This window comes from Sedimentitalea todarodis (assembly GCF_032595355.1).
Lineage (GTDB): Bacteria > Pseudomonadota > Alphaproteobacteria > Rhodobacterales > Rhodobacteraceae > Sedimentitalea > Sedimentitalea todarodis.
The window spans coordinates 59557-86322 of record NZ_JASMWN010000008.1; the positions used below are offsets into that span (position 1 = coordinate 59557).

At 60.3% G+C, this 26766-nt stretch carries 20 protein-coding genes; 16 read left to right on the forward strand and 4 right to left on the reverse strand.

Features of this window, described 5'->3' with window-relative positions:
- The first annotated feature begins 38 nt into the window (after window positions 1–38).
- On the forward strand, window positions 39–392 hold the full coding sequence (locus QO231_RS11760) for a hypothetical protein (protein WP_316776313.1): 354 nt from the start codon (window positions 39–41) through the stop codon (window positions 390–392).
- 73 nt (window positions 393–465) lie between these two features.
- On the forward strand, window positions 466–2178 hold the full coding sequence (locus QO231_RS11765; protein ID WP_316776315.1) for a histidine kinase dimerization/phosphoacceptor domain -containing protein: 1713 nt from the start codon (window positions 466–468) through the stop codon (window positions 2176–2178).
- A 63-nt stretch (window positions 2179–2241) separates the two neighbouring features.
- Here QO231_RS11765 and QO231_RS11770 read toward each other — a convergent pair whose 3' ends face one another.
- The 3 genes from QO231_RS11770 to QO231_RS11780 form a co-directional block, all read right to left on the reverse strand.
- Window positions 2242–2415, reverse strand: a complete 174-nt coding sequence (locus QO231_RS11770) for a DUF1328 domain-containing protein (protein WP_316776317.1) — start codon at window positions 2413–2415, stop codon at window positions 2242–2244.
- A 401-nt stretch (window positions 2416–2816) separates the two neighbouring features.
- The gene (locus QO231_RS11775; RefSeq protein WP_316776318.1) at window positions 2817–3749 is read right to left on the reverse strand and encodes a BKACE family enzyme; all 933 of its coding nucleotides are present in this window, start codon (window positions 3747–3749) and stop codon (window positions 2817–2819) included.
- A gap of 58 nt (window positions 3750–3807) precedes the next feature.
- A complete protein-coding gene (locus QO231_RS11780; RefSeq protein WP_316776320.1) occupies window positions 3808–4605 on the reverse strand; it encodes an SDR family oxidoreductase in 798 nt (265 codons plus the stop codon).
- 357 nt (window positions 4606–4962) lie between these two features.
- Here QO231_RS11780 and QO231_RS11785 point away from each other — a divergent pair, with 357 nt between their 5' ends.
- Genes QO231_RS11785 through QO231_RS11805 form a run of 5 tightly spaced genes read left to right on the forward strand, consistent with a single transcriptional unit; the run spans window position 4963 to window position 7788 of the window.
- A complete protein-coding gene (locus QO231_RS11785; RefSeq protein WP_316776321.1) occupies window positions 4963–5397 on the forward strand; it encodes a hypothetical protein in 435 nt (144 codons plus the stop codon).
- Window positions 5394–6059 carry a MotA/TolQ/ExbB proton channel family protein gene (locus QO231_RS11790; protein ID WP_316776323.1) on the forward strand — a complete coding sequence of 222 codons (666 nt, stop codon included), beginning with the start codon at window positions 5394–5396 and terminating at the stop codon, window positions 6057–6059. Before QO231_RS11785 ends, QO231_RS11790 begins: the two co-directional genes overlap by 4 nt.
- A 31-nt stretch (window positions 6060–6090) precedes the next feature.
- Window positions 6091–6417, forward strand: coding sequence for an ExbD/TolR family protein (locus QO231_RS11795; protein WP_316776326.1), 327 nt, complete (start codon window positions 6091–6093; stop codon window positions 6415–6417).
- 4 nt (window positions 6418–6421) lie between these two features.
- Window positions 6422–6799 (forward strand): ExbD/TolR family protein, encoded by a 378-nt coding sequence (locus QO231_RS11800; protein ID WP_316776328.1) that lies wholly within the window; start codon window positions 6422–6424, stop codon window positions 6797–6799.
- Window positions 6796–7788, forward strand: coding sequence for an energy transducer TonB family protein (locus tag QO231_RS11805; protein ID WP_316776330.1), 993 nt, complete (start codon window positions 6796–6798; stop codon window positions 7786–7788). Before QO231_RS11800 ends, QO231_RS11805 begins: the two co-directional genes overlap by 4 nt.
- A gap of 225 nt (window positions 7789–8013) precedes the next feature.
- Here QO231_RS11805 and QO231_RS11810 read toward each other — a convergent pair whose 3' ends face one another.
- A complete protein-coding gene (locus QO231_RS11810; protein WP_316776331.1) occupies window positions 8014–10173 on the reverse strand; it encodes a hypothetical protein in 2160 nt (719 codons plus the stop codon).
- Window positions 10174–10920: 747 nt separating this feature from the next.
- Between QO231_RS11810 and QO231_RS11815 the strand changes: the two genes are divergently transcribed.
- The 9 genes from QO231_RS11815 to QO231_RS11855 all read left to right on the forward strand — a co-directional run bounded on the left by QO231_RS11815 (window position 10921) and on the right by QO231_RS11855 (window position 26753).
- Window positions 10921–12441: an ABC transporter substrate-binding protein gene (locus QO231_RS11815; RefSeq protein ID WP_316776333.1), complete on the forward strand. Its 1521-nt coding sequence runs from the start codon at window positions 10921–10923 to the stop codon at window positions 12439–12441.
- A 64-nt stretch (window positions 12442–12505) separates the two neighbouring features.
- On the forward strand, window positions 12506–13423 hold the full coding sequence (locus tag QO231_RS11820) for an ABC transporter permease (protein ID WP_316776335.1): 918 nt from the start codon (window positions 12506–12508) through the stop codon (window positions 13421–13423).
- Between the two features lies 1 nt (window position 13424).
- Window positions 13425–14321 carry an ABC transporter permease gene (locus QO231_RS11825; RefSeq protein WP_316776337.1) on the forward strand — a complete coding sequence of 299 codons (897 nt, stop codon included), beginning with the start codon at window positions 13425–13427 and terminating at the stop codon, window positions 14319–14321.
- Window positions 14322–14328: 7 nt separating this feature from the next.
- Entirely contained in the window at window positions 14329–15327 is a 999-nt protein-coding gene (locus QO231_RS11830; protein WP_316776339.1) for an ABC transporter ATP-binding protein, read from the forward strand.
- Window positions 15324–16328, forward strand: coding sequence for an ABC transporter ATP-binding protein (locus tag QO231_RS11835; protein ID WP_316776340.1), 1005 nt, complete (start codon window positions 15324–15326; stop codon window positions 16326–16328). The genes QO231_RS11830 and QO231_RS11835 overlap by 4 nt, the downstream gene beginning before the upstream one ends.
- Complete coding sequence (locus QO231_RS11840; RefSeq protein WP_316776341.1) at window positions 16325–17899, forward strand: gamma-glutamyltransferase; 1575 nt, start codon at window positions 16325–16327, stop codon at window positions 17897–17899. The genes QO231_RS11835 and QO231_RS11840 overlap by 4 nt, the downstream gene beginning before the upstream one ends.
- Entirely contained in the window at window positions 17896–19281 is a 1386-nt protein-coding gene (locus tag QO231_RS11845) for a M20 family metallopeptidase (RefSeq protein ID WP_316776343.1), read from the forward strand. Before QO231_RS11840 ends, QO231_RS11845 begins: the two co-directional genes overlap by 4 nt.
- Window positions 19282–19510: 229 nt before the next feature.
- Entirely contained in the window at window positions 19511–19909 is a 399-nt protein-coding gene (locus QO231_RS11850; RefSeq protein ID WP_316776345.1) for a hypothetical protein, read from the forward strand.
- Window positions 19910–19931: 22 nt separating this feature from the next.
- Window positions 19932–26753, forward strand: a complete 6822-nt coding sequence (locus QO231_RS11855; protein WP_316776347.1) for an Ig-like domain-containing protein — start codon at window positions 19932–19934, stop codon at window positions 26751–26753.
- Window positions 26754–26766: the final 13 nt, after the last annotated feature.

The window sequence follows — 26766 nt, forward strand, 5'->3', positions numbered from 1 at the left end:
GCCACCCTTTCGTCGGTTTTGGACAAAAGGGGATACCAATGGATGTCACCACGGGTCGGTTTTTGCTGATGGGGTTAACGGGGCTTACCTTGCATGACCTCGTTGGAACCATGAAGGAGGGGTTTCCAACATTGGAGGCCAGCTCTGTCGAGGATGAAGCCGGTGCGGTCGCTGTCGTGGACCAGGCAGGTGACTGGAAATATGCGTTCCTGAACATGGGCCCTGGCGCATTTCTCGCCAGTGAACTGTCGGATGCCTTTGCAAGATTGGGCACGCGGGTGATCCTGCTCGGCAATGCTGCCGAAGATGAATCGGCAGAGTGTCCCTATCCGGTTCTGATGCGCCCGTACTCTTCGGAAGATGTCTTTCGGTTGCTGCGGCAAGACGCCTGATCATACTGGTTTTCATGATAACCCGATGGTCTATATCTGGGGCAGCCTTGTCCGGGCCGGAAGGAATATTGGTATGAAGTCGCTCGTGTCACGATTGCGGTCAGTCACTGACCCGCTCGGTGTTCGTCTGGCCCTTGTCTTTGCCATTGCCTTGCTGCCGCTCATGATCGTTTCAATCGTCCGGTCGCAAAGTGTCGTGAACGAAGCAGTTGCGCGGTCGCAAACCGCCTTGGTCGGCGAGACCCTGCGCGCGGTTCGCGAAGAAGTGGTCATCATCGAACGTGCAAAGGCGGTTGCTCAGGCTCTGAGCAAGTCAGTGCCCTACTTGCTGGAGGACCCGGCTCTTTGCAGTCAGGTGATGCGCTCAAAACTGGAAGACACGGCGTTCTCGTTCACCGGGTTCTACGACACGACCGGGCACTATCCGTGTTCCAGCGCGCCGGAACCCTTCAGTATCGACATGAACCCGAAACTGGCCGCACAGATCGCAGACCCAAAGCCAGTTGTTCTGGTCAATGAGGATGCACCAGGCTCGGGCGCGTCGGTGATCTCGGCAACTTTTCCTGTATTCTCCGACAGCGATGTTTTGATCGGCTTTTCATCGGTCACGGTTCCGCATCGCAGGTTGCGACAGTTCATTCCCGATGAAGCCGGGGCAACGTTCCTGACACTGGACGCGTCGGGCACCTTGTTGACGGCTCCTGGCCCTCTGGAGGAGGCCGAACCGCTCTTGCCGCGTCTGCAACCGGGTGAAAACATCGCCGGTAAAGCACCAAGTTTTCGGGCCGTGGGTCGCGATGGAACCGAACGCCTTTATGCCTTGGCCCCGGTTGTGGATGGAGAGCTGTATGCCCTGTCGACATGGCCGCTGGATGCTGAAATCACCAGAGGCTTCTATCTCAAGAACCCTGCGTTTTTTCCCGTGTTGATGTGGCTGGCAAGTCTTGCTGTCGCGTGGTTTGCGGCTTCGCTGTTTGTCACCCGGCACGTGGTCAACCTTCGTGGCGCAATCCAGGGGTTTGCCGCGACGCGAAAAATATCACCGACCTCCGGGTTCCGAACCGCCCCGAGCGAATTGCGTGACGTTGCAAGCTCATTCGCCGTCATGACGGACAAGATCATTCACGATGAAGCCCAGATCGAGGATGCGTTGCGGCAGAAGGATATCTTGCTGCGCGAGGTTCATCACCGGGTAAAGAACAACCTTCAACTGATCGCATCCATCATGAGCATGCAGATGCGCCAGTCACGCTCCAAGGAGGTGCAGCAGATCATGCAGGGGTTGCATGACCGGGTCAACAGCCTCGCCACCATTCACCGCAATCTCTATCAGACGTCGGGTCAGGCCGATATCAGCATGGACGAGCACCTTGACGCTATCGTGCGCCAGGTTGTCAGGATGGCTGCGCGCCGCGATACGCCAATTGATCTGAAAACAGACTTTGCGGGAATTCGTCTCAACCCGGATCAGGCCGTCCCCTTGTCGCTGTTTGTCACCGAAGGTCTGACCAACGCCCTGAAGTACATCGGGGCGGCGAAGCATCAGGAGATGCTGCTGCACGTGTCGCTCGAAGAACTGGACGGCGACATTGCCGAGGTTACGATCGTCAACTCCATCGCATCCGAGGCTCCCGAACCAGTAACCTGGGCCTCTTCCGGACTCGGTTCGGAGCTGATGGAGGCCTTTGCCGAACAACTGTCGGGTCGCTTTTCCGCCGAACCCGCGTCAAACCAGTTCAAGGTTCACCTGACGTTTCCGATTGAACCGCTTACCGCCAAACCCTGAGAGCGAAACCACCAAGGGCCCCACAGGTGTGCGGGGCCCCTCATGCGCCTGTTGTGAGAGTTTTCAGACGGGCGGTTTGCCGCGAACGGCGCGCGCCACGATCGCAACCAGAAACAGGACGAGGAAGATCACGAACAGGATTTGTGCAATCCCGGCCGATGCGCCCGCGATGCCGCCAAACCCCAGAGCACCAGCAATCAACGCAACCACAAGAAATGTTAAAGCCCAACCAAGCATGGTATTTTCCTTTTGCAGTTTCAATTTGTCGTTCTGGAAGGTCAACGCCAATCGAACCGAATTGGTTCCGAAAAAGATCGGGATCAGCAAAGTGTAGCGTGGACTTGGGCCAACTTGAGCTTGCAGATCTCAATTGGTCTCTCTATAGAACTGGCTGATTTTTCCTTGCCAAATGTCGCTTTGGGATTGGTAGCCGCCCCGTGGATCCTGCTGGAGAAACCACCGATCAGGTGCAGATTTCCGGCTATTGGCGGCATTGTTCCTGTTGGGCATCAAGGTCAACCGTTTGGCCGCATCCTAGGGGTCCTGGCATTTGCGCGAGCCGAAGACGGCCGCACGCGTCAAGGATCAAGCCCCTGTTTTGGCGGGCCATCCGGGCCGAATGTGAATGCAGACGATGATCAGAATTTCACCTGATCGCCGCCTTTGAGAGCCAGCATGTCGCGCGCCTCGTCGGGTGTTGCGACCTCAAGGCCAAGCCCTTCGATGATCGCCCTCGCCTTGAGCACCTGTTCAGCATTGCTTTGCGCCAGCTTGCCGCGCGAAATCCAGATACTGTCCTCCAGCCCCACGCGGATGTTTGCACCCATGGCGACCGCCTGGGTGGCAACCCGGAACTGACTCGCGCCCGCGCCGAGAACCGACCAGCGAAAATCCTTGCCGAAGAGCCGGTCGGCGGTGCGCTTCATATGCATGACGTCCTCGGGGTGCGTGCCGATGCCGCCGAGCAGACCGAACACCGACTGCACAAAGAACGGAGGCTTGACCAAACCGCGATCCGCGAAATGGGCGAGGTTGTAGAGGTGCGAAATGTCATAGCACTCAAACTCGAAGCGGGTGCCATTCCCATAACAGGTTTCAAGCACGTACTCGATGTCCTTGAACGAGTTGCGGAACACCAGATCACGAGACCCTTCCAGATACTCGCGTTCCCATTCGAATTTGAAATCCTTGTATTTTCCGAGAAGCGGAAAGAATGCGAAATTCATCGACCCCATATTGAGCGATGCAACCTCGGGCTGCCATTGCTCGGCAGGTTTTGCACGCTCGGCCACGGTCATATAGGGCGACCCGCCGGTTGTGATATTGACCACCGCAGAGGTCGCCTGCTTGATCCGTGGCAAAAAGCCGGCAAAGGCCTCGGGTGTTTGGTCCGGTTTTCCGGTTTCGGGGTCGCGCGCGTGAAGATGCAGGATCGCGGCCCCGGCCTCGGCCGCCGCGATAGCGCTCTGCGCGATTTCATCCGGCGTGATGGGCAGGTGTGGTGTCATGGTGGGCGTGTGGATCGCTCCGGTCACTGCGCAGCTGATGATCACCTTGTCTGGTCCGCTCATTTCAGTCTCCCTTGGAACTCGCCTCTGTTTGTTTGGTGTGAATGGATTTGCCCGGCGATCAAAGCGCCTCTACGTTGCCATCAACCGGGAACGATTGGCCTGACAGGTTGCGCCCGGCATCCGAAATCAGAAACGCGGCGATATCGGCAACGTCCTCGGGCGGGGTCATCCGCCGCAATGAAATCCGGCGGATGTAGTCGTCCTTCATTTCCTCGTGGCTGACCCCGGTCTGGCGCGCCCGGTCGGCAATCACGCCCTCGATCCGTGGCCCCTCGATGATGCCGGGCAATATCGCGTTGACGCGAATGTTCGCCGACCCCAGCTCCTTTGCGAGGCTTTGCGTCAGCCCGATCACGCCCCATTTCGCGGCGGCATAAGGAGTCCGGTAGGCATAGCCGAACCGCCCGGCCGCCGACGACATGCTGACGATACTGCCACCACCGGCGGCCTTGAGCATTGGGACGGCGTGGTGGGCGCAGAGAAACTGCCCGGTCAGGCATACATCGATACAGCGCGCCCAGTCCTTATGGTCAATATCTTCGACGCCGCCCGTCGGGCCAGCGATACCTGCGTTGTTGACCAAAGCATCCAGCCCGCCCATCGTCGCCTTGATATTGGCAAAGAAATCTCCGACCTGGTCCGGATCGGATACATCGGCGATATCGGCCACCTCCGCGCCGAGTTCTGCCCTGGCGCTGTCCAGAGCGGCCGCATCCACGTCACAGATGGCGAGTCGTGCGCCTTGCGCTTTCAATTCGCGTGCGATGGCGAGGCCAATACCGGAGCCGCCTGCCGTCACCGCCACTCTCAATCCTTCCATCCCGGGAAGTCGCATACGCGGGGGCGTGGCCGTCATCCTGTTTTCCTTTCCGTTCGGAGAGATCATGCGAGCAGAAAGCCCGAGCGGGACGGGCTTGGCAAGTGTCCAGACGTGTGAGGGTACAACACCAGAGCATTCGCCGCAGGAGAATGGATTTCTGAAGGGCGGACCGCTTTTGATTGGCGTGGCGGCGGGAACGCGCCCGCAGCTTTCGTGCTCTGTCCTGACGTGGGTGCGTTGGAAATGTACCATGGTTGCGCGCAAAAGGTCCTGTGTCGCCTTTGATCACAATAATGTCTGCTATCCTTTCGCTTGCTTTTCATCTGCGATATGGGGCGGAGCGAGCCGGGTCGTGGCGTCATGCCTGGCGTTGCACAAGTAAGGAACCCGCCCATGTCGTTTCGTCGTCTCGCATTTGGCGTGCTGCTGGCCGGTGCGGTGCCAGTCCTGGCGCTGGCACAGTCCGCCGAGAGTACGCCCATGAGCCTTTCCCTTGAACTCAACGCCGTACAGGATGTCGGTGGGGCGTGCCGGTTGACGTTTCTCGTGAACAATGAAACCGGAATGGAGATCGACAAGGCGGTGTTCGAGACGGTGATTTTCGACACATCGGGCGGGGTGGTGAGCCTGTCGCTCTTCAATTTTCGCGACCTGCCGGCAGAGCGTCTGCGGGTGCGCCAGTTCGAAGTGCCCGAGATCGCCTGCGACACGGTGGGCAAGGCGCTGATCAACGGCGCGAACTCCTGCATTGTCAAAGGCGCCGAGAGCGATATCTGCGACAAGGCGCTGTCGCTCAGCAGCCGGCTTGCGGTGGAGTTGCTCGGATGAACCCTGTTGATGCATTGCTCGGAATCTTCTCCCTTGGCGGGCCTGTCGTCGCGATCCTGTTCGTGATGTCGGTGCTGGCGCTAGGGGTCACGCTCTACAAGCTCTGGCAATTTGCGGCCTGTGGTGTCGGTCGCCACAAGGTGCTGTCCGAGGCACTGGAGGCGTGGGATGGCGGCAACCGGCAGGCTGCGCGCGCGCGTCTCACCGAGAGCCGCAGCTATCTCGCCCCGCTTCTGGGCACTGCAATGAACGCAGCCGATCAACCCGGTCTGGAAGGGCGGCTTGATGCAGAGGCAGGATTGGCGCTCGCGGGGCTCGAACGCGGTTTCCGCTTTCTGGATACGGTCGCCCAACTTGCGCCGCTGCTGGGCCTGTTTGGCACGGTTCTCGGCATGATCGAGGCGTTCCAGAGCTTGCAGGACGCCGGATCGTCGGTCGACCCGTCTTTGCTGGCGGGGGGGATCTGGGTGGCCTTGCTGACCACGGCGGTTGGTCTGGCCGTGGCAATGCCGACTTCGATGATCCTGGCCTGGTTCGAAAGCCGCACTGCGCGCGAGCGAGTCTTTGCGGACAAGGCGCTGCGCACCGTCTTGGCACCGGGCCAGCCGGATCTTGCGGACGTCAGGGCAAGTGGCCCGGCAGCCGCGCCAAGCCATGCGTAACGCCGCGCCCTTTGTCAGGCGGCGGATGTCGATGACTCCGCTCATCGACGTGATCTTTCTGCTCTTGCTGTTCTTCATGCTGTCCTCCACGTTTTCGAGCTTTGGCGAGATTGAATTGAGCCAGGCCACCGGCGGGGCCGCGACGCCGGACACCCCGTCCGAGCAGGTTTTCGTGCAGGTTGGCGCAGAGCGGCTGGTGTTGAACGGCGCGCCGGTCACGCTGGACGAGCTGGGCGCGCAGGTCGAAACGGGGCGGGTGCTGGTCAGCCTCGATGCGGATGCCTCGGCGCAGCGGGTGGTCGATCTGCTGGTGCGTTTGCGCGGGCGTGACGGGTTGACCGTCATTGTTCTGGAGTAGGCGCATGATCCGCCCCGCGACTCCACGCAAGCAGCGCGACGCGACCATCGCGATGATCAATGTCGTCTTTCTGATGCTGATCTTTTTCCTGATTGCGGGAACGGTGGCGGCACCGCTCGACCCTGATCTGGAGCTTGTCGATACGGCGGGTCTTGAGGGGCGTGAACCACCGGACGCGCTGGTGTTGCACAGGGACGGAACGCTGAGTTTTCGCGGAGTGCCGACAGAACCGGCGGACTATATGGCCGTTCATGTGCCGGGGCCTGTGCGGATCGTGCCGGACCGTGATGTTCCAGGGTCTCGACTGATCGAGGTCGCCGGAAGCCTCCGTCGTCTCGGTGCGCCATCCGTCATTCTTGTGACCGCGCGGGCGCTGGAATGATCCGGCGATCCGCCGGCATCGCAACAGCGGCTGTCTTGCTGTCACTCCTGGTGCACTTCCTCGGTCTGGCGCTTACATCGGGCCGTGCCACCGGACCTTCCGTCGAGGATAGCTCGACCGACGCCGTGGCCTTGGGCAATGCGTTCGAAGATGTTGCCGAAGCAGTATCCGAACCCGTTTCGCCCGAACCGATGCCCGAACCCACCCCTTCGGAGATAACGACCTCCGAGGCCCTTGTGGCCTCGCCGACGCCGGAGGAGGTTTTTGCGCCCCAGGGGTCCCCGGGCGAAGTATCCGAGCCGGTCGCGCCTCAAGTGGCGCCTGAGCCTTCCGCCGCACCCGCGCCGCAACCGGATGAGCCACAAGAGATCGCCGCCTTGCCGCCACCAGCGGAGCCCGTCGCCCCGGTGGAGCGTGAGGCGCTTGCGCCCGAAACGCCCGAGGTGGCGGTCGAGCCTGATCCCGAGGGCGTGCAAGAGGTGACGCCCGAAACCGAAACCGACAGCTCTGATCTGGCGGTCGTCGCCTCGCCACGCCCGCGCCTTCCCGAACGCCAGCCCACAACCGAGACCGCGGCGAGAAGTGACAGCTCGACAAAATACAGCGAGCTGTTGTCGCCGCCTCTGATCGAGTCGCCGCTGGCAGCGCATTTGCGGGGCGAGACCGATCTGGTCGTCCGGCAGAATGGCGGTGGATCGGGTTTCCTTGACTCGGGCGGTTCCGGAAATTCGACCGTCACCAACTATGCCGGTCAGGTTCTGGCCCATCTCAACCGGTCCCTGACTGTTCGAGGCTCTGCTCAGGGGGCGGCATGGGTTTTCTTTGAAATCAATCCGGACGGAACGCTGGCTTTTGTAAGGATCATCAACAGCGCTGGAGTGCGGGAAATCGATGAGGCGGCAAAGGCGCAGGTCCGAAAGGCCGCGCCGTTCCCGCGCCCGCCAAAAGGTGCCAGCAGACAGTTGACCTTCGTTTACCGCAACAACTGACGGGAGAGGCCTTGGGCACGACAGCGCGGGACATCTTTGACGCCGGAACTGAAAACGCAGAATCCTTGCAGATCCTGCATCAAGGGTAACCTGTCGCGCGGTGGCGACACTCGAATTGACGGCCCGGTTTCGAAAAACCGGGCCGTCAACCGAAAGAGCATGTAGGGTGAGATCCGCAGGGCGACTGGCGTGTCGCCCTGCTATGTCGCTTACCCTGTTTCTGCCTTACAGGCCGGCGTCCAGATCATCCAGACCGCCCGCGAGATCGGCGCCGAGCAGATCGTCGGCATCTTCGCCACCCGCTGCCGCACCACCTGCATCGACCGCACAAGCATCTGTGCCGCAGGCATCTGTCTCTTCGGCACCGCCATCAGCGCCACAGGCAAACCCGGCAGCAGGCGCAGGCTCATCACCTTCGTTGCCTTCGGACCCTTCGTTGTCGGCTTCGTTGCCTTCGTCGCCTTCGTCGTTGGGCGTGTCCTCGTTGCCTTCATTGCCTTCGTCGACTCCGGCTTCGTCGCCCTCGTCGCCTTCGTTGCCCTCGTCGCCTTCATTTCCTTCGTCGGCCCCGCTTTCGTTGCCCTCGTCACCTTCGTTTCCTTCGTTGTTTTCGTTGCCTTCGTCCACTCCGGCTTCGTCGCCTTCGTCGCCTTCGTTTCCTTCGTTGTCCTCGTTTCCTTCGTCGTTCGGGCCTGTCTCATTGCCCTCGTCGCCTTCGTCAACTCCGGCTTCGTTGCCTTCATTGCCCTCGTTGCCTTCGTTGTTTTCGTTGCCTTCATCGCGTCCAGGCTCGTCGCCCTCGTTGCCTTCGTTTCCTTCGTTGTTTTCGTTGCCTTCGTCGGCTCCGGCTTCGTTGCCCTCGTCGCCTTCGTTGCCTTCGTTGTTTTCGTTGCCGTTGTCCCCAGGCGTGAACTCGTCGCCTTCGTCGCCTTCATCGACAGAGGATGCTTCGCTGCCTTCGTTGCCTTCGTCGGCTTCGTCGTCTTCGTTACCTTCATCACCCTCGTTGAGACCTACGAGATCAGGATCAGACGGCTCGTTGCCTTCGTCACCTTCGTCATTGGGTTCGTTGCCCTCGTCGCCTTCGTCGTTCGGGGTGGATTCGTTGCCCTCATCACCTTCGTCGTTAGGCTCGTTGCCTTCATCGCCTTCGTCGTTGGGCTCGTTGCCTTCGTTACCTTCATCAAACAGATGCGGTTCATTGCCTTCGTCGCCTTCATCGAATTCCTGGTAGATGTTGCCAAAAGACGAGCCTTCGTCACCTTCGTTGTTCTCGTTGTCTTCGTCCTGGCTTTCGCCGCCTTCGTTGCCTTCATCGTTTTCGTCGAATTCGTCGCCTTCGTTGTTTTCGTTGTCCTCGTCGCCTTCGTCGCCTTCGTCGCCTTCCTGGTATATCCCGGGGCCTTCGTTTCCTTCGTTGTTCTCGTTGCCTTCATCCTCGAAGTCTAAGAGACTTTCGTTGCCTTCATTGTCCTCGTCGCCTTCGTCGCCTTCGCCGCCTTCGTCGTTTTCGTCGCCTTCGTTGTTTTCGTTGCCTTCGTTGGCTTCGTCGCCTTCGTCGCCTTCGTTGTTTTCGTTGCCTTCGTCGCCGGGTTTGTCGCCTTCGTTGCCCTCGTCGCCTTCGTCGCTTTCGTTGGCTTCGTCGCCTTCGTTGCCTTCGTTGTCTTCGTCGCCTTCGTCGCTTTCGCCGCCTTCGTTGCCCTCGTTGCCTTCGTTGTTTTCGTTGCCTTCATCCTCGAAATCAAAGAGGCTCTCGTTGCCTTCATTGTCCTCGTCGTTTTCGTTGCCTTCGTCGTTTTCGTCGTTTTCGTTGCCTTCGTTGTTTTCGTTGCCTTCGTTGCCTTCGTCACCGGTATCGAACTCGTTTCCTTCGTTGTCCTCGTTGCCTTCGTCGCCTTCGTCGCCTTCCTGGAAGATGCCTACATTCTCGTTGTTTTCGTTGCCTTCGTCGTTTTCATTGCCGGCGAAATCGGGATCGGCCGGCTCGTTGCCTTCGTCACCTTCGTCAAACGGCGTGAACTCGTTGAATTCATTGCCCTCATCGTTCGGGGTGAACTCGTTACCTTCGTCACCCTCGTCCAAAGGGGTGAACTCGTTACCTTCATCGCCCTCGTCGTTGGGCGTGATCTCGTTGCCTTCGTTGCCTTCATCAAACAGATGCGGCTCGTTGCCTTCGTCGGCCTCGTTGTCTTCGTTGCCTTCGTCGTCTTCGTTGCCTTCGTCGGCCTCGTCGCCTTCGTCACCCTCGTCATAGATTTCTGCAGGATCAGGGGGTGGCATACCGCCGATAACCGCAGTTGCTTCTGCCGCAGTCAGTTCGATGAAGTCTTCGGTCTCGGGCTCAAAATCAGCCGTTGTCGAACGCAGTAATGCAAGAAGTTTCATGATTTATTTCTCCAAATTGGTTGATGAAGCAACCCTCGAAGGGATCGCTCCGTTGCAAGCCAGACCTGCAATTGGCCCAGCCGGTCTCCTTCTGTGCGCCAAAGGCGATTGCCTTGAGCGCGCGATGGACACACCGACGGAATCCCACGTGTGATGGTTGCCCGTCAGCACTCCATCATCGCTGGTCGTTGGACTGTTTTTCTGATGTCAGTCGTCGTAACAGACGAACCTCCACGCCATTGCGCGAAGAAACAGTTGCTCGGCCATCTTAAATCCTAGTTCGGGATCGACAGTGTGTCCGCCTCTCCCGATGCATAGCCATTAATTCGAATTCTCGAAGACACACGCGCAACCTTCGGGCAGCAGCATGTAGCTCTTCAAAATTTAGCCCTCGAACCGGGACCAATTGTCCCGGAACGTCTCAGTCCCAATAGTTGTGAAGGTAATATAACATACAACCCCACAATTGCGTAGGCATGGAATCCATGACCCTGTATCGATATGCGCGCGAGCGGCCCGACAGGCGTCGCCGCAATCCGCCTATTCATGAGCCGCCGCGAAAAACGGGTCGCCGTTTGCGCGCCAGGGGGCCGGATTTCTGGCAAGATGTCGTTGCACGCATCTTCTGACCGTTTCGCGGGCCGATTTGCAACTGCGCGCCTTGCAGGCATGCGCCGGGCCAGTCTACGGTGCCTCATGACCAATGACCGGGCATACGAATCCGGCATCGACAATATGGGAGCTGACATGATCAATGGAATTCTGAAACCGGCCGTTCTGGCGGCCGTGCTTGGCGCTGTCGCCGCCAGTGCCGGTTGGGCCGGCAAGGCCGACGACACGCTGAACGTGGCGTTTACCAAGGAACTGGAAAACGTCGACAGTTATTTCAATTCGTCTCGTGAGGGCGTTGTGCTTCAGCGCGCGGTCTGGGACGGGCTGGTGTATCGCGATCCCGAAACCAATGAATACAAGGGCAACCTTGCCACCAGTTGGGACTGGATCGACGACACCACCATCGAATTCAAGCTGCGCGAAGGCGTGACGTTCCACAATGGCGAACCGTTCAATGCCGACGACGTGGTCTATACAGTGAATTTTATCGCTGAAGAGGCCAATGGTGTAAAGACGCAGCGCAACGTGAACTGGATGAAATCGGCGGAGAAGATCGACGACCATACCGTGCGCATCCTGCTGAAGGAGCCGTTCCCGGCAGCCATCGAATTTCTTTCGGGTCCGGTGTCGATGTATCCAAACGAGTATTACGCCGAAGCCGGAGCCAGCGGCATGGGCCTGCAACCTGTTGGCACCGGCCCCTACAAGGTGGTCGAAGTCGTACCGGGCGCGCATTTCGTTCTGGAAAAGAACGAAGCCTATCATGACAGTCCAAAGGGACAGCCGGAAATCGGCAAGGTGGACATCCGCACGATCCCGGACGTGAACACCCAGATTGCGGAACTCTTCAATGGAACGCTGGACCTGATCTGGCAGACGCCTGCGGATCAGGCCGAAAAGCTGGCAGCGATGGACAATTTCACCGTCGCCAATGAAAGCACCATGCGGATCGGCTACCTCACACTGGATGCCGCCGGGCGCACCGGTGAGGACAACCCGTTCACCAAGCTGGCGGTCCGGCAGGCTGTTGCCCATGCCATCGACCGCGAGGCGCTGGTGGGCGCGCTGCTCAAAGGCAAGAGCCAGGTCATTTCGTCCGCCTGTTTTCCCAGTCAGTTTGGCTGCGAGCAGGATGTAACCAGCTATGAATACGACCCTGAAAAGGCAAAAGTGCTGCTTGCCGAGGCCGGGTATCCCGACGGGTTCGCGACCGATTTCTATGCCTATCGCAACCGCGATTATGCAGAGGCGATCTCGTCTTTCCTGAACGCGGTGGGGATCGAGACCAACTTCAACATGCTGCAATATTCCGCCCTGCGCGAATTGCGGATGAAAGAAGGGACACCGGTGTCGTTCCAGACCTGGGGCAGCTATTCGATCAACGATACCTCTGCGATCACCAGCCAGTTCTTCAAATTCGGCTCGCTGGATGATGCCCGTGATCAAGAGATCAAGGACTGGCTCGATATCGCCGACAGTTCGACCGATCCGGAAAAGCGCAAGGAATACTATTCCAAGGCGCTGAAGAAGATCGCCGATCAGGCCTATTGGGTGCCGATGTTCAGCTACAACACCAACTACGTTTTCAACAACGACGTCTCGTACACCCCGACACCCGACGAAGTGTTGCGATTCACCACGATGCGCTGGAACTGAGACCGCAGAGCTTGTCAAAGGGCGTGACCGTGCCCTTTGACCCTAGCAGGAAGGCTGTGCGCCCGTGATTCAATTCATCCTGAAACGGCTCGGATTGGCCCTGCTGGTGGCCTTGACCGTGTCGATCATCAGCTTTTCGCTGTTGTTTCTGTCGGGTGATCCGGCAGCGGCGCTGGCGGGGGAAACCGCCAGCGATCAGGATGTCGAAGCGATCCGCAGGCTTTATGGCTTTGACCGCCCGATGATCGTGCAATACTGGGACTGGCTTTCCGGCGCACTGACCGGTGATCTGGGCGAAAGCTATTACTTCAAATTGCCGGTCACCACCCTGATCGCCGATCGTTTGCAGATCACCATGCTGCTGGGAGTTTGCGGCATTTCCTTTGCCCTGCTGACCGCTGTGCCTCTGGGCGTCGTGGCGGCGATCCGGCCCAATTCGATCATCGACCGGGTGGCGCTGTTCCTGTCTGTTGCCGGGCAGGCGATGCCGTCCTTCTGGTTCGGGCTGATCCTGATCGTGGTCTTTGCCATTCAGCTTGGCTGGCTGCCGCCATCGGGCACGGCGACATGGGCCCATTTCGTCATGCCGACCATCGTACTCGGGTATTACGCAATGCCCGCGATCATGCGGCTGACCCGCGCCGGAATGCTGGATGTGCTGTCATCAGACTACATCCGTACCGCGCGGGCCAAGGGGGCGTCCGAGGGCCGGGTGCTGTTCAAGCATGCCCTGCGCAATGCGATCATCCCGGTGGTCAGCCTTGCCGCGGTGCAGATGGGGTTCATGCTCGGCGGCTCAATCGTGGTCGAGAGCATTTTCGCACTGCATGGCGCCGGCTATCTCGCGTGGGAGAGCATTGCGCGCAATGATCTGCCAACGGTACAGGCGCTGATCCTGGTGTTTTCTCTGTTCTACATCATCTTCACCTTTCTGTCGGACGTTCTGAATGCCTGGCTCGACCCGCGCATGAGGGCGGGCTGACATGGCCGATCTCTCCTCCGATCCGCTATTGGCAGAGATCACCGGTCCGACGCCGGGCCAGTTGCTGCGCAAGCGGGTGTTCGGCCATCAGGGTCTGCTGATCGGGGCCGTGGTTCTGGGCCTCCTGGTGCTGGTTGCCGTGTTTGCGCCGTTCCTTGCGCCCCATGATCCCTATGCGCAGGACCTGATGGCACGCATGCAACCGCCTGTATTCATGGGCGGCACGTGGGATCATCCGTTGGGCACCGACCATCTGGGTCGGGATTACCTGTCACGCCTGATCTATGGCGCGCGGGTGTCGCTGTTGATCGGCACGATTGCAGCGCTGATCTCGGGCGTGATCGGCACCGCCATGGGCGTAGCGGCCGGGTATTTCGGCGGCAAGGTCGATGCCGTCGTTACCTTTTTGATCAACGTGCGGCTGGCGATGCCGGTGGTTCTGGTGGCGCTGGCGGTCGTGGCGATCATGGGCGGCTCGCTCGAAGTGGTGATCGTTGTGCTGGGCCTCTTGCTGTGGGACCGGTTCGCTGTGGTCATGCGCTCCAGCACACTTCAGGTCCGGGGCCGAGAATATGTTGCCGCCGCGCGCGCTGTCGGGTGTTCCACACCGCGCATTCTGTTGTCGGAAATCATGCCCAACATTGTCAACAACCTGATCGTGGTGGTGACACTGGAAATGGCCCACGCGATCCTTTTGGAAGCGGCGCTGTCGTTTCTGGGCCTTGGTGTTCAGCCGCCGACGCCCAGTTGGGGGCTGATGGTGTCAGAAGGCAAGAACATGATGCTGTTCGAACCCTGGTTGGTGCTGATCCCCGGTGCAGTGCTGTTTGTGCTGGTGCTGGCGATCAATCTGATGGGCGACGGGCTGCGCGACGTGACCGCTCCCGAGAACCGGTGAGAATGCGATGACTGAACCTCTCCTCTCCGTGCGCGGCCTGACCATCGACATTCCTGTCGGCGGCGGTACCCTGAACGCGGTGCGCGGCATCGACTTTGACGTGAACCGGGGCGAAACCCTGTGCATCGTCGGCGAAAGCGGGTCCGGCAAATCGCTGACCTCGCTGGCGCTTATGGGGTTGCTGGGCGGCAAGATCGACCGGCGCGCCACGCGGATGGATTTTGACGGCACTGATCTGAGAAAGGCGGGGCAGCGCACCATGCGCGCCCTGCGCGGCGACCGAATGGCGATGATCTTTCAGGAACCAATGACCTCGCTCAACCCCGCCTATACCATCGGCGACCAGCTGGCAGAGGCACTTCTCTTGCATCGAAAGGTTGGCAAGGAACAGGCCCGTGCGCGGGCGATCGAACTGCTGGAAAAGGTCGGCATCACCGCCGCTGCCAGCCGTTTGTCGCAGTATCCGCACCAATTGTCCGGCGGTTTGCGCCAAAGGGTCATGATCGCCATGGCGCTGATGTGCGAGCCGGAACTGATCATCGCGGACGAGCCGACAACGGCGTTGGATGTCACCATCCAGGCCCAGATCCTGCGGTTGCTGGTCGATCTGGGGAGCGAGATGAACATGGCGATGATCCTCATCACCCACGATCTTGGTGTCGTCGCCCGTGTCGCCGACAAGGTGGCGGTGATGTATGCGGGCGAACTGGTGGAAACCGGGAGTGCGGCGCAGGTGTTCAACGCCCCGATGCACCCTTACACGCGCGGCCTTCTGCGCTGTATCCCGCAACCGGGCAAGACCGAACGCGGCGCCAAGTTGGGTACCATTCCGGGTATCGTGCCGAGTCTGGTGGGCGGCATCACCGGCTGTCCGTTCCGGACCCGCTGTGATCAGGCGGTCGGGTCCTGCCGCGCGGATATTCCGCGACGTGCGGCGGGCAAGGATCACCTGTTCCGATGCGTGCACGAGAGCGGCTATCGCGGTGCCGCAGAGGTTTCCGCATGAGCGCCCCGGTTCTCGAATTGCGCGGTGTGACCAAGACCTACAGCGTCAAACAGGGACTATTTGGCAAGCCCAAGCCGCTGACGGCGGTCAATGACGTGTCGCTGACACTCGGACGGGGAGAAGTGCTGGGTCTGGTCGGGGAGTCCGGCTGTGGCAAGTCCACACTGGCCAAGATCCTGCTGGGTCTCGAAGCGCCGACGACCGGCGAGGTGCTGGTGGATGGCGAGCGGGTCGAGTCGACCGACCGGCGCAAGTTGGCCCGGCGTATCCAGCCGATCTTTCAGGACCCCTATTCCTCGCTGAACCCGCGCAAGAGCATCGAGGATATCGTCTCTCTGCCGTTGCGGGTTCACAAGGTGGGCGATGCGGCGAGCCAGAACAAGGCCGTGCGCGACATTCTGGACATCGTCGGGTTGCCCGCGCGGGTGATGCAGACCTATCCCAACCAGATGTCCGGCGGACAGCGACAGCGTGTTGCCATCGCCCGCGCCCTGATCATGAAGCCCGAGATCGTGATCTGTGACGAACCGACCTCGGCGCTGGACGTGTCGGTGCAGAGCCAGATCCTGAACCTGCTGGGCGAACTGCGAGACGAATTCGGCTTGACCTACCTGTTCATCAGCCACGATCTGGCGGTGGTCGAACACCTCGCGAGCCGCGTTGCGGTGATGTATCTGGGTCGCATCGTCGAAGAGGCCACTGTCGGCGGGTTATTTGACACGCCGCGCCATCCCTACGCGCAGGCGTTGCTGACGTCGGTCCTGACGCCCGATCCGGGACAGGGGGTGCCTGACACGCAACTGGGCATGGAGTACCCCAACCCGATCGCGCCGCCACCCGGCTGCCATTTCCATCCGCGCTGTCCGCGCGCGATGGTGCAGTGCGTGCAGACCGCGCCGCGCGCGGTGGTTAGCGAGGACGGCCATGTCGAATGTCATCTGTTTGATGCCGAACGCGGTTTGGACACGGGTGCGCCACTGAAACCGGAGACAGCCGCATGACCCCGAATCTGTCAGCAAGTCAGCGGATCACCAAGACGGTGATCGAAACCGAACACGGTGTTGTCGCAGCCCAGCATTCGATTGCTGCTCGCGTCGGTGCAGAGGTGTTGGCAGCGGGGGGCGATGCGGTCGATGCGGCGACTGCGGTCTCCTTTGCCATCGGTGTGGTCGAGCCATGGATGAGCGGCCCCGCAGGTGGCGGCGGCATGATGCTCTGGCGCGCGGACGAGGGCCGCGCCTATGCGCTGAACTACGGGATGCGCTCTCCCAAGGAGCTGAACCCGGATGACTATCCACTGTCAGGCGCCGGTATCGCGGGCGATCTGTTCCCGTGGGAGCAGGTCGTGGGCGACCGCAACGTGCAGGGCGCGGCTGCGATTGCCGTGCCCGGTCTGGTCGATGGGGTCGGGCAGGCACATGCGCGGTTCGGGCGCATGCCATGGCGCGACCTGTTGCTGCCTGCGATTGAGCTGGCAAGGGGCGGGCTGCATGTCGACTGGTACGCGGCGCTCATCATTGCGTCGGCGACCCGCGCGCTGGCGGCGGACCCGGACGCGGCAGCGCTGTTTCTGGAAGACGGGCAGTGGCCCACCATCGCTGGCTGGACGAGCCTGTCGGACAAGCGCATCGACATGAGCGCAATGGCCACATCGCTGGCGGAACTGGCCGACAAGGGCGCGCGCGAACTCTATGACGGCGATCTGGGGGCCGCCATGGCCGCCGATGTGCAGGCCAAGGGCGGCAGCCTGTCCCACGCCGATCTGCGTGCCTATCGCGCATCATTCGTCGATCTGCTTGCGTTCTCACACGGGGCAGGGCGGTTCCACGTGCTGCCCGGCCTTACCGCTGGGCCGACCTTTCGTGACGCGATCACCCGACTGGATGGGCTGGGCGGAGCGTCCCCCGGCGCGGGCACCTATGCGGCCTATGCAAATGCCCTCAAAGCCGCCTATGCGGCGCGATTGTCGGGTATGGGCGATGATGGCGAAGTACCGCAAAGCCCGGGCAGCACCACGCATTTCTCGATTGTTGACCGGCATGGCAACATGGTCGCGCAAACCCAGACCTTGCTGTCGATCTTTGGCAGCCGGGTTGTCTCGCCTTCGACCGGGCTCCTGATGAACAACGGCATCATGTGGTTTGATCCGGTGCAGGGGCGGCCCAATTCGCTGGCCCCGGACAAGGCCTGTCTGATGAATGTCTGCCCTGTGCTGGGCGAAACCACCGATGGCACGCGCTTTGCGTTCGGTGCCTCGGGGGGACGCAAGATCGTTTCGGCGATGGTCCAGATGGCATCCTTTGTGGCGGACTACGGCATGGACGTCGGGGCGGCGTTCCACCAGCCGCGCATTGATGTGTCGGGTGGGCCAAAAATTGTCGCCGATGACAGCCTGCCTGACGATGTGTTGGCTGCGCTGGCCGCAGAGCATGACGTTGTGACCACGCGGCGCACAGTGTTTCCCTATGCCTTTGCCTGCCCCGCCGGTGTCATGCGGCGAAAGGACAGGAACTCCGGCTGCACAGAGATCATGTCGCCCTGGGGCGACGCCATAGCCGAGGATCAGACATGAGTCGTGACGACGCGATAAACCACGTTTCCGACTTTTTCGATACTGGCACTTTTCAGGCTCAACTGGCGGAACTGGTGGCTTACCCGACCGAAAGCCAAAAGCCTGACAGTGGCCCGCAACTCTACCGGTATCTGCAAGACGCGATGCAGCCTCGGTTGGAAAGGGCCGGGTTCAGCTGTGAGATTTTCGACAACCCTGCGTCCAATGGCGGCCCGATTCTGGTTGGCGAACGCATCGAAGGCGACGACCTGCCGACCGTTCTGACCTATGGCCATGGCGACGTGATCCGCGCCCAGCACGGTCAGTGGCGCGAGGGGCTGCATCCATTCAAATTGGTGCGAGAGGGCGATCGGCTGTATGGCCGGGGTACGGCGGACAACAAGGGCCAGCATCTGATCAATATCGTGGCGCTGGAAACCGTGCTGGCGGAACGCGGCAGTCTTGGGTTCAACGTCAAGATCGTGATCGAGACGAGCGAGGAAACAGGGTCTGCCGGGCTTGCTGAGTTTTTCACACAGAACCGGGACCGGCTGGCTGCCGATGTGCTGATTGCCTCCGATGGCCCGCGCTTGCAACCGGACACGCCGACCATGTTCATGGGATCGCGCGGCGGCATCAGCTTCGACCTCACGCTCGATCTGCGCGACGGTGCGCATCATTCAGGCAACTGGGGTGGTCTGCTGGCCGATCCGGCGATGATCCTCGCCCATGCGCTGGCGTCGATCTCCGACGCGCGCGGGCAGATTCAGATCGAGGAATGGCGCCCGACCAGCCTGACCGACGATATCCGCGCAGCGCTGAAGGGCCTGCCGGTATCCGAAGGCGACGGCCCCGAGGTGAACGCGGATTGGGGCGAGGAAAGTCTGACGCCCGCCGAACGCGTTTATGGCTGGAACAGCTTTGCGGTTCTGGCGATGACCTCGGGTGTGCCCGACGCCCCGGTCAACGCGATTTCATCCAGCGCGCGGGCAACGTGCCAGTTGCGCTATGTAGTTGGCACCGAGCCCGAAGACATCCTGCCCGCGCTACGCCGGCATCTGGATCGACACGGCTTTGACGCGGTCAAGATCATCCCCCATGAGCGGGGATTCTTTCGTGCCACGCGGCTGGACCCGGACCATCCCTGGGTGGGTTATGTCCGTGACAGCCTGACCCGCACCGCCGGCGACCCGCCGCATGTGCTGCCCAACCTCGCCGGATCGCTGCCCAATGACAGCTTTGCCGAAATTCTGGGCCTGCCGACCGTCTGGGTGCCGCACAGCTATCGGGGCTGCTCGCAACATGCGCCCAACGAACATGTTCTGCGTCCGCTTTGCCGCGACGCGCTTCGGGTCATGGCCGGACTGTTCTGGGATATCGGCGAGGTGCCGCCTCCGCGTTGAGCCGGGCGTCAGGGGACCGTGGCAAATCAGGCTGGCCCACAGACGATCCCTTATCTATGCTCGGGCTGATTTGAGCGTTAAAATGTAGACAGTCGTAACAAGTGATGGGACGCCGGGGAAAATGATTGCAGATCGACCTCGCGGGCGTGGACGCAGCCAGAATTGCAGGATCGTTTCAAAGGGCCGCGCGTCTTGGTCCAAGTCTCTTTTGCGACTTTTCATCGCATCCATGCGCCTCGTCGCAGCCATTGCCGGAACCTCGCAGCCAGCGGTCGCAGATGGCGATTGTGAGGCGAAGCTGTCGGCGTTGGATTGGGTTCTCTCTGATGGGGCCTATTCCGAGCTGAGCTGGGACCGATCCGGGGCATCCCTCTCCGGGATTGCATGCAGCGAAACAACCATCAATGCGTGGTTCGAGACGGGCGGTTGGCGCCTTGCCAAAGCCGTGGATTTGACAGGTGGCCGCTATGGCCGCGCGGAGGCGTCGTATCGTGCCGACCGGGGGTTGGTCTTTTGCCTGCCGCGACCATGGTTCGCGCGATGGCGCACTGGCGGATGCTTGGCAGAGTCAAGTGTGCTGATGTTTGAAGGCAAGATAACCTGGGTCACGTCTGGCCCCACCAAGTGATCACATAACAAGGACGCGTTTAATGCCAATCTATATTGAATCCAAGGGTATCCAGTTTGACGGGAACATTCTCGCGCGTCACGAATATCTGGTCTACGTCCCGATTGGCGAAGAACTGAACTACGCAGCCTGGACCACGATCGGGGCGTATCCCACATCGACTGCCAACACTGGTGCGGGGTCGCTCCTGAATGCCGAATTTGTTGACGACCCGCTGTCCGTTAGCAAAGATGCCTGGCTCACCAGTAGCTTTGACGACGACCTTGGATTGACGGTCGAGCAACTGGTGGCCGCCGGACATGGTGACGAAGCTGCGCAGGATCGCCGTCGCGAATTGGTTTTTGCGGGACCCGAAGAACAGAATGTGTGGGCAGCACTTCAGGCGGCCGCCGTCGCGCGCGATGACATCTTTACCTACAAGACCGTGGATCTGCCCGGTGGCGATCTGTTCTGGGGGCCAACGGTAAATTCCAATTCCTTTGTGACCTCGATCCTGCGTAGCGTGTCGGAAACCGGTTATGACATCCTGGCGTTTGAAACCGCTTTGAACGAGCCGGGGAACGAGACCTGGATCGGCACCGGAAATGCCGATGTCATGAATGCCAACACCGTCTTCGCCGCAGGAGATCAGGTGTACGCTCTTTACGGTGGCCAGGGCGCAGATTACCTTACCAATGCGTCCGGAACCCATGATGTCGTCATCGTCGCGGGTGATGATTTTGACCGGGACAATGTTCTGGGCGGGTCGGGCGACGACACGATTGTCGGATACTACAACCAGAACGATCTGGGACAGTCCGACAACCTGTCGGGCGGTGGCGGCGATGACGTTTTCATCGTTGTCGATCCGTCGATCACCCTGACAGGAGGGATCCCGGATCTTGATGCAGACCCCCGCGCCGCCGGATTGGACTTTACCCACGATGGGACGCCCGTCGGCAGCGGCGGGCTGGTCAATGGCGGCGAAGGATTCGACATCCTTGACTACCGGTACATCACCGGCCCGGTACACCTGTTGCTGAACGGCAGCCTCATTCAGAATGTCGAACGGATCAATCTGACCCAGTACGAAAGCGACTATGTCGAGGTTGCGGCACTTGAGAGCGGAATGGATGTCCTGGTCCATGGTGGCTTTTTCGGGACTAACGTCTTCTCTATCGCTGAATCCGCCGAGAGCATTTTCATCGCGCAGGAGTTTCCCGCCAATCGCGCCTACCGGCTTGAAGACACCGGTGGCAGCGGTCGCATGGTGCTGCAGAATTTCGAAGTCTACGAGCTGACCGATTTCGATGATGAGGCGTCTTATCACCTGATCGACGAGATGGGCCAAGACGTCAGGAACATCCGGTTGTCCTCTTACAGCGCGGAAGGGGACGATACGATTGTCGGTTCTGCCGCGCATGACGATCTGCATGGCGGCATCGGCAATGATACCATCGATGGCGGTGACGGGGCAGATTACCTCTATGACAATGGTGCCAGCGAACACTTCCGGGAAGGCGAGGATTTCGACGCCTACCTGAACAAGCTGCTGGCTTATGACACGGATGGCGACGACATGATCCAGGGGGGTGCGGGATCGGATGTGTTCCTGCATTCGGGCGGCACGGACGTGTTCGAGGGCGGCGCGGGTCACGACACCTACCTGGCCATCGGCGAGGTTCATGGCAGCTATGATCAGCAGGACAATCTGACCATCGTTCTCTCAGAGGACGCCAGCGACAGCGACACCTGGTTTGGCAATGATCTGATCATCGGCGACGGGCGCGGTGTCGATCTGGTGCGGTTTGAGGGGATCAATTCCAGCGACGTCACGATTTCCTATCAGTACGAAGAGATCTTTCTGGGCAGCCAGGTGGTGGATTTCGATCCGTTCTTCTGGTGGACTTTCGATTTCGAGCCGCAAACCGTCGATCATTATCAGACCGTCGGATCCTATGAAATCAGGGTCAATGCCACCGGCTCCAGCATCGTCGTCGAGAACGTGATCGGGTATCACACCCGCGGCGACAACCCGTCGGGCCTCGTGCAGATCGAAGCCTCGATGGCGGTGCCCTTCACGGTACAGTTCGATGACGGCTACATGAGTTGGCCGGACAATGTGCTGGATGCGGCCAATGCGAACTATACCTTCGAGAATTCGGAACTGGGGCAAGATGCCTTCGCGGCGCGGGGTGCCTTGCAAGAGGAACGGGCGGTCCCGGAAACACAGATCGATGGCGATGAAACCGACGAGGAGCTTTATGGCTATAACAGCTCGGACCGCTTCAATGGCGGTGGCGGCGATGATCGCATCTATGCCGGCGGTGGCGATGACGAGATCGCTGGCGGCACCGGCGGTGATACCATCGATGGCGGGGCCGGAAATGACACGGCAAGCTATGCAGGCGCGACCGAGCGTGTGGGCATTCGTCTGCGTGATACCAGCTTTCAGAGCGGCGAGGCCTCTGGCGACGTCCTGATCAATATCGAGAACCTGCGCGGCTCCGACCACAACGACTACCTTGGTGGTGACGATCAGCGGAATTTCATCTACGGCGGTGCCGGGAATGACCGGATTTACGGCTTTGGCGGCATCGACGAGTTGCACGGCGAGGACGGTGACGATGAGCTCACCACGTCCTACTGGCATGATGACCGGCTTTATGGCGGGGCCGGGAATGACGAGCTGAATGGCAGCAGCGGGGATGATTTCCTGTATGGCGGAGCGGGCGACGACCGGTTGATCGCTGGCTTCCAGGCCAACATCTTTGGCGACCTGACTCCCGGAAACGATCTGTTCGATGGCGGGGAAGGAAATGACACGGCAGAGTTCTGGTGGTCGGATAATCTCGTGGTCGATCTGGGTGCGGGTCAGGCCATCTATCAGTCGCTTGGTGAAACAATCACGCTGATCAGTATCGAGAACGCCATCGGATCCCGTTCGGATGACCTCTTGGTGGGGAGTGATGCCGACAACCTACTTGTAGGTGATGGCGGCGACGACACGCTCGTCGGCGGTCTGGGCAATGACACGCTGGTGGGCGATACCGAAAGCGGCTATTCCGACAACGTCGAGACCAACCACCTCTACGGTGGTGTGGGCATAGATACCGCCCGCATTTCTGGCGACAGCACCAGCGCGGGATATGCCTTTGTCGAAGGCGGGATTGCGATCACCACCGGCAACACCGTTGACACGATTTATGACGATGTCGAGTTCGTCCAGTTCAACGATGTGACCCTGACCTATGCCCAGATCGCGGGGCCGCTGATCACAGAGTTCGCTGTGATCGATGATTTCATCAGGGTTGCCGAAGCTGCTACCGGTCCGATCGACCTGATTGCCAATGATCTAGAGTATCAGGGCGATCCGATCAGCCTTGTCAGCATCGAGGGGCAGGCCGTCACTCCCGGACTTGTGGTGCGCCTTGCATCCGGCGCGACGCTGACGGTCGAGGCGGATGGCAGCCTGACGCTGGATCAGGGTGGCGCCTACGCCTGGCTCGACGCGGGGGAATCTGCCAGCGAGACGGTTGCCTATTCGGCGACAGATGCGAGCGGTGTCATCAAGGCCGGCACCGCGACACTGATCATCGACGGGACGGATACCGCATCCGACCAGATTGATCTTGACCGCAACGCCTATGTCACCGAAACGAATGCCCAAGCCGCAGACGCGCTGCGCATCGGCAATTTCGATGTCGCCAGGACCATTTTGATCGTCGACGAAAAATACATCGATCCAAATGATGTGCCGGCGGGCGTGACCGTTGCAGCGATCAACGGCGACACCTTCGTAACCTTTGGTGGCGATGACGCGGTCATCCTGAACGATGTTGATCTGGAAACCTGGCAACATGCCGCCGGGCAACAGACGCTTGGGTCTGCTGCTGGAGAAACGATCAACGGCAGCGACGGCGTTGACGTCATTCAGGCCGGAGCCGGAAACGACACCGTAAATGCAGGCGCGGGCGATGATGTGGTCGTAGGCGGGGCCGGCGATGACCGGCTTGAATTCTCCGACGGCGACAATATTGCCCTTGGCGGCGCCGGCGAGGACAGGATCATCGGCAATGGCTACGCCGCGAACCTCTTCTATGGCGGTGCGGACGACGACACTCTCTATGGCGCAGAACGCGGTGACACGCTGCATGGCGGGTCGGGCGATGACGTTCTGTTCGGGCGCGACGGTGACGACATGCTCTATGGCGGGGCCGGGGACGATGATTTCTACGGTGGCGATGGCATTGACTTTTTCGATGGTGGCGACGGCTATGACCGGCTCGAGCTTCAGAACGAATACCCGACAAGCTCCAGTCCGGGTCTGATCGTCGACATGAGCAAGGGCTACTTTGCCTGGAAAGACAATTCCTACGGTATCGAACGGTTCGAGAATATCGAATACGTGGTCGGCGGAAACGGTGACGACCTGATGCTGGGCAACGATCAGGACAACCGGCTGGATGGCGTGACCGGCGACGACATATCCTATGGCGGCGCGGGCAATGACACGCTGACAGATGGCTACGGCAACAACGAATTCTATGGTGAGGCCGGCGACGACTACATCTACAGCTCAAGCACCGGCAACGACCTTTATGATGGCGGCGACGGGGACGACATTCTGGTCACGCGCGGCGGACAGGACACCTTCCTGGGGGGCGCAGGCAACGATACTGTCCGGATCGGCTTCAACATGGCTGCGACGGTGTTTGATTTCGTGAGTGAAGAGATGCGTTTCTCGACGCTCACGCTGACCATGCGGGGCGTCGAAAATGCCGAAGGCAGTCGCAACAATGACACCTTCCTGGGCGACGGCGCGGGCAATTCCTTTCTCGGCGATGACGGCAATGACCTGCTGCAGGGCAATGGCGGCAACGATACGCTGAACGGCGAGGATGGCGACGACATCCACGAGGGCGGAGCAGGCGATGATATCCTGATCGGTAACCTCGGGCTGGACTCGTTTGACGGCGGCGATGGAGTCGACACACTTGATTTCTCATACCTGACGCAAGCGGCGACTTTTGATCTGATTGCGGGCACTGTCAATTTCTCGGCGGGCGGCTTGGAAACGGCGATCAACATCGAAAACGTCATCGGCGGTAGCGGCGGCGACCAGATCACCGGCTCTGCTGCGGACAACGCGCTGGAGGGACGCGGCGGTGACGATACCTATACCACCGGAGAAGGCCGAGATCTGATCCGCGTTGGCACCGGAGGTGGGGCCGATGTGGTTACAGATTTCGACATCGACGCTGATCAGGTTGAGATCGATGGCGCGCTCGTCGACCCCAACCAGACAAGCGTAGGTGTTGCGATTTCGCAGTCCGGCTCAGACGTTCTGATCGCGTTCGGAACCGGTGACAGCCTTACGCTGACCGGTGTCGACCTGGCTGCCTGGCAGGCCGCGGGACCGGACGGGATCGTGTCCGGCACCAATGGCGACGATCTGATCAACGCGGCCTACATGGATGCTGACGGCGACAGCATCAACGATACCGGCCAGGCGATCGAGGGGCTGTCAGGTGACGATCGGATCCATGATGGCGCCGGTGACGACACCGTGTCCGGTGGGGCGGGCAGAGATCGGTTCTTTGCGGGCGACGGCGCGGACAGCTACGACGGTGGCGCGGGCAATCGCGACGAGGTCTATTTCACCCGCTCCTCGGTCGGCCTTACGGTTGATATGTCCGATACGGCCAACAACACCGGCATTGCGGCGGGCGACAGCTATGCGAGCATTGAGCGCCTGCAAGGATCCAATCACGATGACATTCTGGTGTCGGGCGGTGCAACAATCACGCTCAACGGCCGTTCCGGCGACGATGATTTCACCGACGATGCCGGTAAGGACAATTTCCGGGGCGGCAATGGCGCGGACACCTATCGGTTTGTCGCGGGCGACGGCGCACGGGATCGGGTCTTTGATTTTCAGATTGGCGCAGATCATATCGATATCAGCGCTTGGGGAGCCATTGATTTCAATGACCTGTCGATCACCGAGGCCACCAACAGTTCGGGCAGCCTTCTTGGTCGGCTGGTTGTCAGGTTCGGCTCCGAGAGCCTTCGACTGGATGGTTTGGAGACCGCGGACATCCCCGGCCTTGACGCCGCGCATTTCACCCTCGCGCCCAATAGCGGCGATGGTATTGTCAGCGGCACTGCTGGCAATGACACGATCAACGGATCCTACTTCGATGCAGATGGCGACTATATCAATGCGCAGGGTCAGGTGATTCAGGGCCTTGATGGAGACGACCGCATCTACGATGGCGCAGGAAATGACACCATCGAGGGTGGCGCTGGGCGTGACCGCTTCTTTGCCGGTGACGGCGCCGACAGTTATGACGGCGGCGCAGGCAACAATGACGAGGTGTTCTACCACCTGTCTTCGTCCGCCCTGACCGTGGATGCCGCCAATACGGCCAACAGCACCGGCATTGCGGCGGGCGATACCTATGTCAGCGTCGAACGGCTGCAGGGAACGAATTTCGATGACATCCTGTTGTCCGGCGGATCCGTCAAGGTACTCAACGGGCGCGCGGGCGACGACCAGTTTACCGACGATGCGGGCAAGGACTTCTTTCGTGGCGGCAGCGGGGCCGATACCTTCCGGTTCATCGCGGGCGACAATCGACAGGACAGGATCTATGACTTCGAACTGGGCACCGACCTGATTGACCTCAGTGGTTGGGGGGCTACCACTGTGGCAGACCTGACCATCTCCGAACGCGTGAACGGGTCCGGCGTTGCCCAAGGTGATCTGATCATCGACTACGGCAGCGAAAGCCTGCGGGTCGACGGGTTCAATGCGGCGCAGATCGCCAGCTTTGATGAGAACCAGTTTGTCTTTGTCTGATCACAGCGCCGCT

Coding starts and splice junctions, on each gene's coding strand:
- QO231_RS11825 (WP_316776337.1), top strand. CDS start 13,425: ATGGCCGATCTCTCCTCCGATCCGCTATTGGCAGAGATCACCGGTCCG.
- QO231_RS11770 (WP_316776317.1), bottom strand. CDS start 2,415: ATGCTTGGTTGGGCTTTAACATTTCTTGTGGTTGCGTTGATTGCTGGT.
- QO231_RS11850 (WP_316776345.1), top strand. CDS start 19,511: ATGCGCCTCGTCGCAGCCATTGCCGGAACCTCGCAGCCAGCGGTCGCA.
- QO231_RS11840 (WP_316776341.1), top strand. CDS start 16,325: ATGACCCCGAATCTGTCAGCAAGTCAGCGGATCACCAAGACGGTGATC.
- QO231_RS11835 (WP_316776340.1), top strand. CDS start 15,324: ATGAGCGCCCCGGTTCTCGAATTGCGCGGTGTGACCAAGACCTACAGC.
- QO231_RS11765 (WP_316776315.1), top strand. CDS start 466: ATGAAGTCGCTCGTGTCACGATTGCGGTCAGTCACTGACCCGCTCGGT.
- QO231_RS11760 (WP_316776313.1), top strand. CDS start 39: ATGGATGTCACCACGGGTCGGTTTTTGCTGATGGGGTTAACGGGGCTT.
- QO231_RS11855 (WP_316776347.1), top strand. CDS start 19,932: ATGCCAATCTATATTGAATCCAAGGGTATCCAGTTTGACGGGAACATT.
- QO231_RS11795 (WP_316776326.1), top strand. CDS start 6,091: ATGACTCCGCTCATCGACGTGATCTTTCTGCTCTTGCTGTTCTTCATG.
- QO231_RS11805 (WP_316776330.1), top strand. CDS start 6,796: ATGATCCGGCGATCCGCCGGCATCGCAACAGCGGCTGTCTTGCTGTCA.
- QO231_RS11800 (WP_316776328.1), top strand. CDS start 6,422: ATGATCCGCCCCGCGACTCCACGCAAGCAGCGCGACGCGACCATCGCG.
- QO231_RS11785 (WP_316776321.1), top strand. CDS start 4,963: ATGTCGTTTCGTCGTCTCGCATTTGGCGTGCTGCTGGCCGGTGCGGTG.
- QO231_RS11845 (WP_316776343.1), top strand. CDS start 17,896: ATGAGTCGTGACGACGCGATAAACCACGTTTCCGACTTTTTCGATACT.
- QO231_RS11815 (WP_316776333.1), top strand. CDS start 10,921: ATGATCAATGGAATTCTGAAACCGGCCGTTCTGGCGGCCGTGCTTGGC.
- QO231_RS11780 (WP_316776320.1), bottom strand. CDS start 4,605: ATGACGGCCACGCCCCCGCGTATGCGACTTCCCGGGATGGAAGGATTG.
- QO231_RS11790 (WP_316776323.1), top strand. CDS start 5,394: ATGAACCCTGTTGATGCATTGCTCGGAATCTTCTCCCTTGGCGGGCCT.
- QO231_RS11775 (WP_316776318.1), bottom strand. CDS start 3,749: ATGAGCGGACCAGACAAGGTGATCATCAGCTGCGCAGTGACCGGAGCG.
- QO231_RS11830 (WP_316776339.1), top strand. CDS start 14,329: ATGACTGAACCTCTCCTCTCCGTGCGCGGCCTGACCATCGACATTCCT.
- QO231_RS11810 (WP_316776331.1), bottom strand. CDS start 10,173: ATGAAACTTCTTGCATTACTGCGTTCGACAACGGCTGATTTTGAGCCC.